We start from the raw sequence: 14,561 nt of genomic DNA on the forward strand, positions 1-14,561 counted from the left end.
GGCTCGTGCCGCCGCGCTCAGAGGAAGCGTTGCAGGAAGCCCAGGATCTCGGCGGCGTAGTTGCCGCCCTTGATCGCATACTCGTCCTTGTGCCGGAGCAGGCAGAAGCCGCCGACCGACTCGATCTTCTCCTTCATCGGCGGACCGAACGACGGATGATGAATGCCTTTCTCCGGCGGCGAGTCGGGCTCGAGCGGCGTCAGCGGATCGTCGTAGTAGAGAAACACCGGAGGATCACCGGCAGTGACGTGATCGTAGGGGGAGACCTCCCGATAGAGCGCGAACGCCTTCTCCGTGTAGAGTTCCTCCCGCGGCAGCTGAAAGATGATCGGCGCGAGGTCGATCTCCGCGAGGCGACCGCCGACGTATTTCTTGATAAAACGCAGGTCGTAGGAAGTCTGCGCGCCCCAGACGAAGCTGCACGACACGCGCGTGGATTCCCGCGCGACCGGATCGGCGCTCTCCGGCTGCGCGAGGTCGTCGTGAAAATTCAGCCACAACGCGATGCCCGCGCCAGCCGAGCCGCCGCACAGCGCCACACGCTTGGGGTCGAGGCGGAGCTTGGCGGCGTTCGCCCGAAGGAACTGCAACGCGCGCCCCGCATCGAGCATCGGCCCCGGCAGCGGCACGCCCGGCCCACAATAGCGGTAGTTGATCGCCGCCACCGAGTAGCCCTGCCCGAGCAAGCCGAGCAGCATTTCCGGAGTGATGATCGACTTGTCGCTCGAGACAAAGCCGCCGCCATGGATGAAGATCACGAGCGGTGTCGGCGCCTTCGCGGCCGCCGGCGCAATCCACAAGTCGAGCACCTGACGCTCGTGGTCTCCGTAGTGGATGTTGGCCAAGATCGGCTGCGGTTTTTCCGGTGTGGCCGGCGCCGCACCGGCAACCAGCGCGATCCAAGGAAGAATGAACAGGAGTCGTTTCATGGGGTTGGAGCCCGGCCCAAGCACTAGCGCCGCGCGCCGGGTGCGCGCAAGCAACCACGCACATCAGGCGCGAGCCACGGACAATTCATGCCGCTTCCGTGCGGTGGGATGCCTTTTCCGCCGGCTCGGCGCGCGCTACGTCGCAGACAGCGACGCGCTGAAAGGCCGGGCCAGACGTCCGCACGCGGCCGCCTGCGCCGCATCCGTCGTCATCTGAAAACCGAGTTTCCCGCCCGCGACGATGTGCGCGTGGGAGATTTCGAGGCTGTCGTGGCGCCGGCCGTTGAGCGCCGCGCGCGCGACATACGGCGGCAATTTTCCTAGTCGCCCGCCGCGTGCCTCGATCACGAATTCGCCTCCGCCCGCGACCTGCAGAGTCGCGCCCGGGAAACGCGGCGCGCCGAGCACGTAGCCGGGATGCCCGCAAGTCAGCGGGAAGAGGCCCAACGTCGAGCAGACATACCACGCCGCCATCGCGCCGTTGTCTTCGTCGCCGGGAAAATGCTCCGGCGTGTAGAGTTCGTCCACCACGCGACGCACCCAGTGTTGCGTGCGATCCGGACGGCCCGCGCTGGTGAACAAATACAGCACGTGGTGCACGGGCTCGTTGCAGTGCGCGTATTGGCCGAACGGCACCGCTGCCATCTCCGTCATTTCGTGGATCTCGTGCGGATAACAGCCGGTCTCGAATCGCGGCGGGAGCGCCAGCATCTGATCGAGCCGTCGCACGAAGGCTGCATCGCCGCCGTGCAATGCGATCAAACCCGCCGCGTCGTGCGGCGCGCCCCACGCGTATTGCCACGGGCCGCCTTCGATGAAGTCGCCCGACCACTCGAACGCCCCGAACGGCGTCCTCCAGCTGCCATCGGCGAGACGGCCGCGAAAGAAGTGCGTCCGCCGGTCGAACACGTTGCGGTAGTTCCCGGCGCGAGCGCCGATGCTGCCGGTGAGTTCGCCGCGCCCGAGCGCGCGCGCGAAGCGGTCGATGGCGAAGTCGCTGTGCGCGTAGTCCTGCGTGCGCGCGACGGCATGCGGCGTGCGGTCGGCCGCGACGTAGCCACGCGCGGCGTAGTCCGCGCCGCCGACGCGTCCGAATTGCGCCGAGTCGGAGTCGGCCGTTGCGTCCTTGAGCAAGGCCTCCAGCGCCAACTCGCGGTCGAAGCCGCGGATGCCCTTCAGCCACGCATCGGCGATCACCGCTGTGCCGTGCGAGCCGACCATGCAGGCGCGATAGCCGGGACTCGCCCAATTTGGCAGCCATCCGCCCTCGCGGTAGGCGTTGAGCCAACCGGCGATCATGTCGCCGAGCACTTCGGGCGCGATGAGGCTGAGCAAGGGAAACAAGGCGCGGTAGCCGTCCCAAAATCCACAATCGGTGTAGAGCGGCCCATCGTGCACGCGGCCGTCGAACGGACTGTAGTGCCGGCGCTGTCCACTGCCATCGGTCTCGTCGAGGCGGCGCGGGAAAAGCCAGCAGCGATACAGTGCGCGGTAGAAAGTCCGGCACTGCACCGCATCGGCACCGAGGATGCGCACGCGGCCGAGTGCCCGCTCCCACTCGCGCTGCGCCGCCGCCCGGACCCGCGCGAACGTCTTTCCTTCCAGTTCGCGGCGCCAGTTGCACCGCGCCTGCTCCGCGTCGATCAGCGACGTGGCCACCTGAACGGTCACGACTCCGCTGCGCGGCCGGCGCAACTTCAGCCAGAGTCCCGTGCCGGTGAATCCCGGCACCGTGGCGCCATTCGAGGCGAAGGTTCCCGAGTCGATGATCGGCGCATCGATTGCCGCCACAAAGTGAGCCCGAAAATTTTCCGGCGCGCCGCCTTGGTTCGAGGTGGAGTAGCCGCTGATCCATCCGCGCGCGCCATCGGTCCGAGTCACTTCTCCGCGCCCGGATTGAAAGGCCAGCCACACCTCGCCCGGCCCTGCGAACGTGAAGCGCAGGCAACCGCCATGCGGCGTTGGCGTGATCTCGACGCGGATGTCGTAGCGCCGCAGGTGCACCCGGAAATAGTCCGGCCGCGCGATCGTCGCCTCCGCGTCGTAGGAGGAATCGACCACGCTCGGCGCGACCGGCGCCTCATGCCCGCCCGCGCAGGTGACGAGAAACTCGCCGTAATCGCCGATCCACGGACTCGGTTGGCGCGTCGCGCGAAAGCCCTGCAACTTCGCCGCACGGCGATCGAATATCCAGCGCCCGGTCGCGCTCTGCGGCGTCCAGCCGACGGCGCCGTGCGGCACCGTCGTCAGCGGCAGCGTGTTGCCGCGCGAGAAATCCGGATCGGAGTCCGTGCCTTGCCGCGTATCGACCCAGTCGAGCAGCGAGTCCCCCGGAGATGTCGCGGAGTCTTGGCTCATGATCGGCAGTTCAACGCAGGTAGCGCTCGAGAAAGTCGTGGATGTCCGCCGCCCACGAACCGCCCTGCGCCGCATAGTCGTCCTTGTGGCGCAACAGGCACACGCCGCCGACTTCCTGCACGCGCGCCTGCAACGGCGGACCGAACGCCGGATGGTGCGCGCCTTCCGTCGGCGGCGCATTCGGCGGGAGCGGCTTTCGCGACTCCTCGTAGTAGAGCATCACCGGAGGGTCGCCCGCGCTGACGAACTCGATCGGCGAAACTTCGCGGAACAGCGCGTGCGCCGCCGGCGTGTCGAATTGCTCGCGCGGCATCTGATAGAGCGTCGGCCCGAGTTCATGCTCCGCGAACCGGCCGCCGATGTAGCGGCGGAAGAAACGCGGATCGTAGGACGTTTGCGCGTCCCAGACGAAGGCGCAGGAGACGCGCGTGGATTGCCGCGCGACCGGATCAGTGCCGCGGCGCTCGGCCAAGTCGTCGTGAAACGCCAGCCACAGCGCGATGCCCGCACCCGCCGAGCCGCCGCACACCGCCACACGCTGCCGATCGAGGCCCCAGCGCGCCGCGTTGGCGCGGAGAAATTGCACCGCGCGCGCCGCGTCGCGCATCGGCTCCGGCAACGGCACGCCCGGACCGCAATAGCGGTAGTTGATCGAGGCGACCGCGAATCCCTGCGCGAGCAACCGCTCGAGCATGCCGTGCATGCCGAGCACGAGACTCTTGTCGCCCGAGACGAAGCCGCCGCCGTGGATGAACACGACCAACGGCGCATCCGGCCCGGTCGGCTTCGGCAGCCAGAGGTCGAACACCTGCCGCTCGTGCGCGCCGTAGTGGACGTCGGTCGCATCGGGGACGGGCGTTTCCGCGGCCGACAGCCGCGCAGCGCAAAACAGAGCAGCGCCGACAGCGGACACAGCGAACGGGATTTTCATACGGGAGAAGGCAGGCACACGGCTCCGGAAAACGCGCAGGCTAGCCGGCCGCTCGCCGAACTCACGCCTGCAATCCTGTCGCCGCGCGTTTCGGCATATCTGTTTGGGCCGCCTGGGCGCGGACCATCTCCTCGGCCCGCAATTCGCGCCGAAGATATTTTCCGACTCCGGACTTGGGCAGGGCCGCGCGAAACTCAACCAGCCGCGGCACTTTGTAGGATGCCAGATGCTGACGGCAGTGCGCGATCACCGCTTCGGCATCGAGCGCCGCTTCAGGCCGCCGCACGACAAAGGCTTTCACCGTCTCGCCGCGATAAGGATCCGGCACGCCGATCACGACCGCCTCCGCGATCGCCGGATGACGAAACAACGCCTCCTCGACCTCGCGCGGGTAGACGTTGAAACCCCCGGCGATGACGAGGTCCTTTTTTCGATCGATGAGAAAATAGTAGCCCGCGTCGTCGCAGTAGCCGATGTCGCCGGTATGCAGCCAGCCGTCGCGCAACACCCGCGCGGTCTCCTGCGGCGCTTGCCAATACCCTTTCATCACCTGCGGGCCGCGGATCACGATCTCGCCCGCCTCGCCCACCGGCAACTCGCGCGTGCCCGTCTCCACGTCGACGACGCGCACCTCGGTCTCCGGCGCCGGCCGGCCGATGCTGCCCGCGACCACGGGCCCATCGGGTGGATTGGCGTGCGTCACGGGCGACGTCTCGCTCAAACCGTAGCCCTCCGAGATTTGCCCGTGGCGCAGGAGGCGCGCTTGGAAATTCCGCATCACCTCGACCGGCAACGCCGCGCCGCCGCTCATGCACACGCGGATCGAATCGAAATCCTCCGGCGCCGCCTCGGGTGTGTTGAGCAAACCGATGAACATCGTCGGCACGCCATGAAAGATCGTCGGTCGATGCCGGCGGAACGTCTCCACGACGTTCCGCGGCTCGAAGCGCGGCAAGACAATCACCGTCGCGCCATGCGCCACTCCGCCCGCGAGCACGCAGGTCAGCGCGAAGATGTGGAAGAAAGGCAGCGCGCCGACCAACACGTCGTGCTCGGCGCGGCCGAGTCCCACGCACGCGGCGGACTGAAACACGTTGGCGACGATGTTGGCGTGCGTGAGCATCGCCCCCTTCGAGACGCCGGTGGTGCCGCCGGTGTATTGGAGGCACGCCAGATCGTCGGCGGTGAGCGCGACCGGGGCAGGCCGTTCTCCCGCCGCCAGCCAGGCGGACCAGCTCGCGCTGTCGGCTCCGTGTGCGCCGGCGCTGACGAACACGACAGCCGGCGCGGGCGAGCAATCGCCTGCCGCCGCGCACGCCACCTCGGCGCATTTCGCATCCGCCAAAATCAGCACCGCGCCGGCGTCGCGCCATTGCGCGCTCGCCTCGGTGCGCGTGTAGATCGTGCACGTCGGCACCGCGACCGCACCGATTTCCCACAGCGCGAAAAGCGCCACCGCAAACTCGACCGAATTCGGCATCATCAGCGCCACGCGATCACCGCGCTGGATGCCGCGCCGTTGCAGCCCGGCGGCGACGGCGTGCACGTCGCGGCCAAACGTCTCGTAAGTCACGCGGCGGGATTCGGAGAGGAAAGCAACGCGTTCCGTGACGCGCGCGAGTGTCCGAGCGAGGAGCTGCGGCAAAAGCAGTTCGGGGGCAGGCATAGGTCGCCCTGCGACGCGGCGAAAAGGGGTAACGCGGGACGCGCAGTGGCGCGGCCAAGACGCCACCGAGGCTTCCGTTCGACAACGCGTTCCGTTTGTCGATTTGGGCAGGCGAATGTCTCGGCGTCATGCCCTCACAGCGGCAATCAACTGGGCAGTCGCGGCGCAGGATTGCGGGGAACTTTCCCGCACGAGGGTCCGCGGCTCCGAGAGACGACGATTTCGTCTCCGACGTCCCGGACGTGAATCCGCAATCCTGCCGCCGGTGGAAACTCCGGAGGTGGACCCGGCGAGCTTGCCGCATACCGGCAACTTCCTCTTGGTGGTTGGGTCCTTCGCTGTCGGCTCCCGATTCGCCCCCGCATGTTCCGCTCGCTTCCCATGACGTTCAGTTCCTTTCGCGGACGCCTGCTCCTCCTCGGCGTGGTCGTCGCGGCCGCGTCCTTGATTCTGGGCGTCGCACTCACTTGGGGCGCCTACCTGCACGAACGCGACGCCATCGCGCGCGACCTGCAAAACACCTCTCGCGCCGTCGCCACGCTGATCGATCAGGAACTCAAATCCCACGAACGCTTCGTAGGCTCGCTTGCCACTGCCGATCCGCTCTATCGGGACGACTTCGCCGCATTCTACGAACGCGCGGCGCGCATCGCCTCGGGCAACGCCCGGTGGATCGTCCTGCTCGACCACACCGGCCAGCAGTTGATCAACACTCGCCTGCCGTTCGGCGCGCCCCTGCCCCGCAGTGAAATCCCTCCCGCTGCCCTGGAATCCTGGCGCGCCGGCCGTTCCTACATCTCCGACGTGATCGTCGGCTCGGTCGCGCAAAGCTACGTGCTGGCGATCACGGTGCCGCACATGCGCGAAGGGAAATTTCGCTACGCCGTCGCAATCGTGCTGACGCCCCAGGCTTTCGTCGAGGGCGTCGACCTGCGGCAGATTGCGCCGGGCTACATCATGTCCGTGCTCGATCGCACCGGGACGATCGTGTGGCGCAACCGCGCCGGCGAGGAATTCATCGGCAAGAAAGCCACTCCCGACATCGTGCAGGCGGTTCTGCACCGCACGCCCTACCTCGCTCCGAGCCGCACGCTCGAGGGTATCGACGTGCTCTCGGCCGTCTCCCACGGCGCCGATACCGGCTGGGCCACGGTGATCGGCGCTCCGGTCGCGCTGCTCGAAGCCTCCGCCAAGCACCTGCTCTGGCTCGGCCTCGCGATCACGCTCGGCATCCTCGCCATCGCCGTTCTCGTCGCGTGGCGCATCGGCCGCGACGCGGTGGAGGACGTGAACGCCCTCGCCGCCGACGCCGACAAGTTCGCGCGCGGCATGCTGCCCCCGCCGCGCACCTGGGCCTTCGCGGAGACCGCCATCGTCGCCCAAGCCCTGCGCCGCACGCTCACGCAACTGCACACCGAGCTCCATCACCGCACGCAGGCCGAGGCGACGCTCCGGCTCCTCGAGCAACGCTTCCGCCTCGCCGCCAACGCCGACGAGCTGACCTTCTTCGAACAGGACGCCGAGCTCCGCTACACCTGGCTTTACCCCGAACACCCGGAGCATCGCCCCGCCCTCGGTCAGAGTGACACCGAGTTCGCACCCGCTGCCGCCTCGCTCGTGCAACTCAAACGCGAGGTGCTCGCCACCGGCGAGCCGCGCCACGGCGAAGTCTCCGTTCAGCTTCCCACGGGGCTCCGCCACTATTCGCTCTTCGTCACGCCGCGCCGCGATCACGCGACCGGCCGCATCGTCGGCGTGGCCGGCGCGGCCGTCGATATCACCGACCGCAAAAACGCCGAGCAGGCCCTCGAGCGCGCCCAACTCGACCTCCGCCGCGCCAACGCCGAACTCGAGTCCAAGGTCCGCGAACGCACCGAGTCCCTCCACGACCTCGTCAAACAGATGGAGGAGTTCACTTACAGCGTGTCGCACGACCTCCGCGCGCCGATCCGCGCCATCACCGGCTTCTCCGGCATGTTGCTCGAAGACCACGCGCACCGCCTCGATGCCGACGCGCAGAGCATCCTGCAGCGCATCGTCCGCAGCGGCGAGCGGCTCGACCGCCTGATCAGCGACCTCCTCGCCTTCAGCCGCATCGCCCGCCACGACGCCGACCTCGCCCCCGTCGACGCCGCCCGCATCCTCCGCGACCTCGTCAACGATCACCCCGCCCTCCAACCGCCCGCCGCGATCGTTTCCCTGCCGGCCTCGCTTCCGCCGGTGCTCGCCCACGACGCGCTCCTCCAACAGGCGCTCTCGAATCTTCTCACCAACGCCGCCAAATTCGTGCCGCCCGGCCGCACGCCGCGCATCGACGTCTCCGCCGAGACGCGCGGCGATCGTCTGCGAGTCTGGGTGCGCGACAACGGCATCGGCATCCGCCCCGACCTGCAGCCGCGCCTCTTCCGCATCTTCGAACGTCTCCACGGCCAGGCCTACGAAGGCACCGGCATCGGCCTCGCCACCGCCCGTCGCGCGCTCGAACGCCTCGGCGGCGGCATCGGCGTCGAATCCGATGGCGTGAACGGTTCGCAGTTCTGGATCGAGCTGCCGCTCGCGCCGGACTCCGCGGCGTCATCCGCCGGACCGGCATCGCCCGCCTGAAAACCGCCCGCGCCGGGCCACGCCCGGACGCCTCAACGCGCCGAGTAAACGATCTCGCCCCCGACGATCGTATGCAGGCAGCACGTCTTCAAAATCTCCGGCTCGGAAATCCGCATGATGTCGGCGGAAAGCACGGTGAGGTCCGCCCACTTGCCGACGGTGAGGCTGCCACGCTCCTCCTCCTCGAAAGCGGCGTAGGCCGCGCCGAGCGTCATGGCGTGCAGCGCTTGCTCGCGCGTGAGCCGTTCCTCGAGATGCCAGTCCTCGTTGGCAAAGCCGTCCAGCGAGCAGCGCGCGACGGCGGCGTAGAACTCGATCATCGGTTCGCCGCGCTCGACCGGCGCGTCGGAACCGGCCGCGAAGCGCGCACCGCTCTTCAACAGCGACTGCCACGCGTAGGCGCCGGCGAGCCGCTCGCGTCCCAGCCGTTTGGGCGCGAAGTAGAGATCGCCGATGGCATGGGACGGCTGCATCGACACGATGACGCCCAGCTGCGCGAAGCGCGGGATATCCGCCGGCGCGATGATCTGCGCGTGCTCGATGCGCCAACGCGGCAGCTTCACCGCGCGCTCGCCGGGCGGCACGGCAGCGAAGGCCTTTTCATACCAGTCGAGCATCGTGCGGTTGCCGCGATCGCCGATCGCGTGCGTCTCGACTTGAATGCCGCGTCGCAGAGCGGCTTGGAGAAACGGCACCAGCTTCGCCTCCTCCTGCATGAGCAAGCCGCTCGATTGCGGCGAATCGGCGTAGGGAGCCAGCAACGCCGCGCCGCGCGAGCCGAGCGCGCCGTCGATGTAGAGCTTCACGCCGCGCCGCGTGAAACGCCCGGAGCTTTCGCCGATCACCGGGCCGGCCGCGAGGAGCTTCTCACCGCTGCCGTCGGAGCCGCTGACGGCATCGTAGACGCGCAGCTTGACGCGCCCGTCCGCCACGAGCTTCCGCACGGTTTCGGATTCCTCGTAGCTGTTGCCGGCGATCTGGATTCCGGTCCAGCCGAGGCTCGCCTCGCGCTCGGCCCCGACGATGAGCTGGCGCTCCACTTCGGCGGGCGTCGCGGGCGGCACAAGACGCAGGACGAGCGCCATGGCGCGATCGACGAGCATGCCGGTCGGCTCGCCGGCGGCGTCGCGGAGAATCTCGCCGCCGGACGGATTGGGCGTGTCGCGCGTGACGCCGGCAAGCCGCAGCGCGACGGAATTTGCGACGACGGCGTGGCCGTCCGCGCGTTCGAGCACGACCGGGTGATCGGGTGAAACCGCGTCGAGTTGCTGGCGCGTGGGAAAAGCCGCCGGTTGCCAGTGCGTCTCGATCCAGCCGCGGCCGACGATCCAGCGTTTCGCCTCGGTGGCGGCGACGCGCTCGGCGAGCCGTCGCTGGAGATCAGGAATGCCGGCGGTGCCCTCGAGATTGAAAGAGAGTTCGCGCTCGCCGATGCCGGCGAGGTGCAGGTGCGCGTCGTTCAGGCCCGGGACGGCGGTGGCGCCGTGGAGATCGAGCACGCGTTTCGCGTCGGCGCGGAATTTGGCCGCGCCGTCGTCGTCGCCGACGTAAACGATGCGTCCGTCGCGCACGGCGAGGGCGGTGGCGTGCGGCTGCGCGGAATCGAGCGTGTGGAGGTTGCCGCGGACAATCAGGAGGTCGACCGGCTGGGCGCCGGCGATCGCGACGAGGGCGAAAAGGGCCAGGGGCAGGCGAAACATGCGCGCAGCACGGCGCAAGTTCGCGGGGTTGGCAAACTCCGAGCGACGATCAGGCGGCGGCGAGCGAGCGCACGCGCTCCTGGATGTTCTCGGCGGCGAGACCGACGGCCATGATCTGCCGCGGCGTCTGGGCGGTGAGCATGCCGAGGTAGTTCAGCGCGTCGTCGAGCGCGACGAGTTCCTTGTTGGTCTCGTCGATCTTGTGGCGGAAATCGGCGAACATCGTGCGCAGGTTCTCCGCCTCGGGGATGCGGGCCGCCTCGGTGAGGCCGCGGACCTGCGCCATCTGGATGCTCATGGCGACCTTGCTCAATTGCTCGCGCGACTCGGCGAGCAGCGCGGATTCGGTTTGCAGCTCCAGGATGGAGCGCGCGGCGGCGCGGGTGCGCTCGACGAACGCTTCCTCGAGGTCGAAGAGCATCGTGGATTTTTCGTTCGCGGTGCCGTGCGCGAGCTCGGCCTGGTAGGCGAGGATCATTTCCATCTGGAGGCGCGCGATGGCGATGTCGGCGTTGATGCTCTCCGTGGCGGAGGACGTGCGCGTGACGTGGCTGCGCAGCTCGTGGGTGCCGCGGCCGAGTTCCTGCGCGTAATGGTCGAGGAACGTCGCGACCACGCCGACCGTGCGGCCCTCGAGGCCGTGGCGTTGCGCGGTGATGTTCACGTTCAGCGCGTGCATGCGGAAGTCGTCGGCGACACCGAGGACCGAGCGGCCGGCATTCTGCAGCTGTTCGTGGAAGCGGATGAAGCGGTGCAGTTCCCCGTAGACCTCCGTGACCTGGCGGTAGACACGCAGGCCGTCGTCGTAGAGTTGCGCCACGGTGGCGGAGATGTTCTGGCCGTGGAGCGCCGACGGGAAGAGTCCGAGTTTGGCGGATTCGAGGCGCGAGTCGCGTTCGCACAGCTCCGCATTGAGCGCGACGTGCGAAAAGAGATCGTAGCTGGCGAAGCCGAGTGCCTGGAGTTCCTCCGCGAGCTGGGCACGGCTTTTTTCCATGGCTTCCTTCGGCGTGGCGCCGCCGGCGATCGCGACGCTCTCGGTGCGCGCGAGCTTTTCGTAGAGGCGCTCGACGACGGCGAAGGTCGGGCTCGTGGGTTTGAAACGGATGGAGAGGAACCGGCCGCCGCTGATCGGCACGATGACGGCGAACACCCAGTAAAAGGCGCCGTCCTTGGCCATGTTCTTCACGTAGCCGGCGAACGAGCGACCCGCCTTGAGATTCTCCCACACGAGCTGGAACGCCGCGCGTGGCATGTGCGGGTGGCGAATGATGCTGTGGGCGTGGCCGACCAGCTCCTCGGAGGTGAAGCCGCTGACGCGCGTGAAGACCTCGTTCCCATTCACGATGACGCCGCGGGCGTCGGTCGTGGAGAAGAACATTTCATTGAGTTTGAACTCCCGCGCGATGCCGAGCGGGGTGACAGGACGCACATTCATAGGGGACCGGCGTGCGGCGTGGCACGTCGCCACCTTTACTAACGGCACAAAGCGCTCACGCTGAAGGCCCGCCGCCGAAAATTCGCCGCCGGCGTCAGACCCCCACGGCGCGCGCGACCGCCGCGAGCAAGTCGCCGGCCGCGAACGGCTTCTTCAACAGCGCCGGCGCCTGTCCATCCGTGTCCTTCGTGGCCGCTTGCACCGCATCGAGGTCCATCAGGCCCGACATGAAAATCACCGGCAGGCCCGGTTCCTGCCGCCGGATGTCCGCCGCCGCGCGATCGCCGGTGAGCAAGGGCATCATGATGTCCATCAGCACGAGCGCGATCGCTCCGCGCCGTTCGGAGAAGATCACGAGCGCCTCGCGGCCGTTGCCCGCCTCGACGACCTCAAAGCCGGCATGCCGGAGCACACTGCTCGCGACTTCGCGCACGCTCGGCTCGTCGTCGCACACGAGCACCAGCCGGCCGCGACCCGCGACCGTGGCCAACGGAATCGGCGCGGCGGAGTCGACTTTTTCCGGCGCGATGGCCGGCAAGTAAACGCGGAATTCCGAACCGCCCCCGGGCGTCGAGTCGACTTCCACGATGCCACCGTGACTGCGAACGATCCCGAGCACGGTCGGCAACCCGAGCCCGGTGCCCTTGCCGCGCGGCTTCGTGGTGAAGAACGGCTCGAAAATCCGCTCGCGCACCGCGGGCGTCATGCCTTGTCCGGTATCGCGCACGCTGAGCACCACGTAGGCGCCGGGCGGCAGCTCGCCCGTGAAACCGTTGCGCCGCGTCGCGACTTGTTCAGCGCGCGCGCGCAGCGTCAGCGTGCCGCCCTGCGGCATGGCGTCGCGCGCGTTCACCGCGAGATTGAGCAACACTTGGTGGAGCTGCGTCGCGTCGCCGCGGACCATGGGCAAATCCTCCGCGACCTCGCGGTGCACCTCGATGTCCCTCGGAAACGTCTCCTGGATGATCAACGCCACTTCGCGCAGCAGGTCGCGCGGCCGCACCGGCGAGCGTTCGCCATCGATGCCGCGCGCGAAAGTCAGCACCTGCCGCACGACACCGCTGCCACGCCGCGCCGCGGACTCGATCACCTCGAGCACGCGCCGGTCGGCCGCATCGTGGATGCGCAGGCGCAGCAACTCGGTGCTGAGCAGGATCGGCGCGAGCACGTTGTTCAGGTCGTGCGCGATGCCGCCCGCCAGCAGGCCGATGCCCTCCATCCGCTGCGCGCGGAGCAGTTGCTGCTCCATCACCTTGCGCTCGGTGACGTCCTGTTTGATCGCGATGAAATGCGTGATGCCTTCGCCGCCGTGCGACACCGGCGCGATGATCATGTGCTCGTTGTATTCGGTGCCATCCTTGCGCCGGTTCACGAGTTCGCCGCTCCACACCTTGCCACTGCGGATGGTGTTCCACATCTGGGCGTAGAAGTCATCCCCGTGGCGGCCCGACTTCAGCAGGCGGGGATTCCCGCCGATCACCTCGTCCGCCGCGTAACCGGTGAGACGCGTGAAATGCTCGTTCACCCACTCGACGCGCCCCTGTTCATCGGTGATCACGATGCCGGAGGGCATGGCTTGAAGCGCCGTCTCCAGCAGCGTGAGCCGCTGGCTGGCGCGCCGCACCTCCGTGAGATCGGCGAAGGTCCCGATCATGCGCCGCGCCTCCCCCTCCGGCGTCCGCTCCACGACCTTGCCGCGACTCAACACCCAGCGGTAGCTGCCGTCGCGACAGCGGACCCGGTGCTCGGCATGCAACACCGCGGTGCGCCCGCACAGGCAATCGACGAGCCGCGCCCGCGTGCGCGGCAGATCGTCGGGGTGCACGTGCTGCTGCCATTCCTCGTAACGGCCACGAAACTCCTCCGGCGCATAGCCGAACATCCGCGCGAGTTGCGGCGAGAAAAACGCGTCACCCGTCGCGACGTTCCAGTCCCACACGCCGTCGCCGGCGCCTTCGAGGGCGAATTGCCAGCGCTGCTCGCTCTCGACCAGCGCCGCGGCCTGCCGCTCGGAACGCTGTCGCACCGCGATGACGTCCAGTCCGTGCGCCAGATCGGTCGCGAGTTGTTCGACCAGCAGCGCGACCTCGCGCGTGAAGAAACCGGATTCCTCGGCGTAGATGGCCAAGGCTCCCCGCGCGCCATCTCCCAGCCGGAGCGGCACCGCCATGATCGCCCCGAGCCGGTGCTCACGCGCGCGCGCGCGCCACGGCGTCATGGCCGGATCGAACTCGATATCCTGGCAGACGAAGCTCGTGCCCGCGCGCAGCGCCCGGCCCACCGGTCCGTGGGCTTCCGGTCGCGCCGGGTCGACCGAAACCACGATTCCGTCCACGTAGCCCGCCGCGAGTCCGACCGCCACTTCCGTGACGACCTGCTGCGTTCCCTCGTCGACCCAGCAGATCCAGGCGAGGCGCAGGCCGCCGCTCCCGATCAACGTCTCGCCAATGGCGCGGCACAGCGGCTCGCGCTCCCGCGCGGTGAGGGCGATCTCGTTGGCGCGCGCCAGCGCGGCGTAGATGCGATTGGCGCGCTGCACGGAGCGAGCGCCCTCGAGCGCGACGTGGTGCCGTTCCCGCTCAGCCGCGCGCACGCGGGCCTCCATCGACCGCGCGAGGCGGTAGAGCACCAAGCTGGTGATGATGACGAACAGGCCGCCCTTCCCCATGTTGAGGGCGAGCGCGCGCAGTGTTTCGTGGCCGCGCACAGCTACGATCGCGTCGGAAACGACGACCCACCCGCCCGCGAGGAGTGCATAGGCGAGCGTCAGTTGAATCGGTGCGGGCAACTTTTCTCGGAACATCGGCAGCGTCGAATGGCCCGTCGACGGCGCGAAGCTACGGTCCCGCGACCGTCACACAATCTTTCTATTCGCGCCTTGGCCGGATTTCGCGGCGCAGGCAGCGGAGTCTTTTTCCGTCACACACTCTAGGAA

The 14,561-nt window shown here is 68.3% G+C and carries 8 protein-coding genes; 1 reads left to right on the top strand and 7 read right to left on the bottom strand.

Annotated features, from left to right (window positions below):
- Positions 1 to 17: 17 nt before the first annotated feature.
- The 4 genes from HZA32_03210 to HZA32_03225 form a co-directional block, all read right to left on the bottom strand.
- Complete coding sequence (locus HZA32_03210) at positions 18 to 929, bottom strand: alpha/beta hydrolase (protein MBI5423067.1); 912 nt, start codon at positions 927 to 929, stop codon at positions 18 to 20.
- Positions 930 to 1,064: 135 nt separating this feature from the next.
- Entirely contained in the window at positions 1,065 to 3,287 is a 2,223-nt protein-coding gene (locus HZA32_03215; protein ID MBI5423068.1) for a glycoside hydrolase family 92 protein, read from the bottom strand.
- A gap of 10 nt (positions 3,288 to 3,297) precedes the next feature.
- Complete coding sequence (locus HZA32_03220) at positions 3,298 to 4,218, bottom strand: alpha/beta hydrolase (protein ID MBI5423069.1); 921 nt, start codon at positions 4,216 to 4,218, stop codon at positions 3,298 to 3,300.
- 61 nt (positions 4,219 to 4,279) lie between these two features.
- Positions 4,280 to 5,884, bottom strand: a complete 1,605-nt coding sequence (locus tag HZA32_03225) for a long-chain fatty acid--CoA ligase (GenBank protein ID MBI5423070.1) — start codon at positions 5,882 to 5,884, stop codon at positions 4,280 to 4,282.
- A gap of 381 nt (positions 5,885 to 6,265) precedes the next feature.
- Here HZA32_03225 and HZA32_03230 point away from each other — a divergent pair, with 381 nt between their 5' ends.
- On the top strand, positions 6,266 to 8,488 hold the full coding sequence (locus HZA32_03230; protein MBI5423071.1) for a PAS domain-containing protein: 2,223 nt from the start codon (positions 6,266 to 6,268) through the stop codon (positions 8,486 to 8,488).
- Positions 8,489 to 8,520: 32 nt separating this feature from the next.
- Here HZA32_03230 and HZA32_03235 read toward each other — a convergent pair whose 3' ends face one another.
- The 3 genes from HZA32_03235 to HZA32_03245 form a co-directional block, all read right to left on the bottom strand.
- The gene (locus HZA32_03235) at positions 8,521 to 10,188 is read right to left on the bottom strand and encodes an amidohydrolase (GenBank protein ID MBI5423072.1); all 1,668 of its coding nucleotides are present in this window, start codon (positions 10,186 to 10,188) and stop codon (positions 8,521 to 8,523) included.
- 49 nt (positions 10,189 to 10,237) lie between these two features.
- Complete coding sequence (locus HZA32_03240) at positions 10,238 to 11,626, bottom strand: PAS domain-containing protein (protein ID MBI5423073.1); 1,389 nt, start codon at positions 11,624 to 11,626, stop codon at positions 10,238 to 10,240.
- Positions 11,627 to 11,720: 94 nt separating this feature from the next.
- Positions 11,721 to 14,414, bottom strand: a complete 2,694-nt coding sequence (locus HZA32_03245) for a PAS domain S-box protein (GenBank protein MBI5423074.1) — start codon at positions 14,412 to 14,414, stop codon at positions 11,721 to 11,723.
- Positions 14,415 to 14,561: the final 147 nt, after the last annotated feature.

This window comes from Opitutia bacterium (assembly GCA_016217545.1).
In the GTDB taxonomy this organism is placed as follows: Bacteria; Verrucomicrobiota; Verrucomicrobiia; order Opitutales; family Opitutaceae; genus Didemnitutus.

What these genes read in the sequence shown, in the direction of transcription:
- HZA32_03210 (MBI5423067.1), bottom strand. Translation starts at nt 929, where the DNA reads ATGAAACGACTCCTGTTCATTCTTCCTTGGATCGCGCTGGTTGCCGGT.
- HZA32_03235 (MBI5423072.1), bottom strand. Translation starts at nt 10,188, where the DNA reads ATGTTTCGCCTGCCCCTGGCCCTTTTCGCCCTCGTCGCGATCGCCGGC.
- HZA32_03220 (MBI5423069.1), bottom strand. Translation starts at nt 4,218, where the DNA reads ATGAAAATCCCGTTCGCTGTGTCCGCTGTCGGCGCTGCTCTGTTTTGC.
- HZA32_03215 (MBI5423068.1), bottom strand. Translation starts at nt 3,287, where the DNA reads ATGAGCCAAGACTCCGCGACATCTCCGGGGGACTCGCTGCTCGACTGG.
- HZA32_03230 (MBI5423071.1), top strand. Translation starts at nt 6,266, where the DNA reads ATGACGTTCAGTTCCTTTCGCGGACGCCTGCTCCTCCTCGGCGTGGTC.
- HZA32_03225 (MBI5423070.1), bottom strand. Translation starts at nt 5,884, where the DNA reads ATGCCTGCCCCCGAACTGCTTTTGCCGCAGCTCCTCGCTCGGACACTC.
- HZA32_03240 (MBI5423073.1), bottom strand. Translation starts at nt 11,626, where the DNA reads ATGAATGTGCGTCCTGTCACCCCGCTCGGCATCGCGCGGGAGTTCAAA.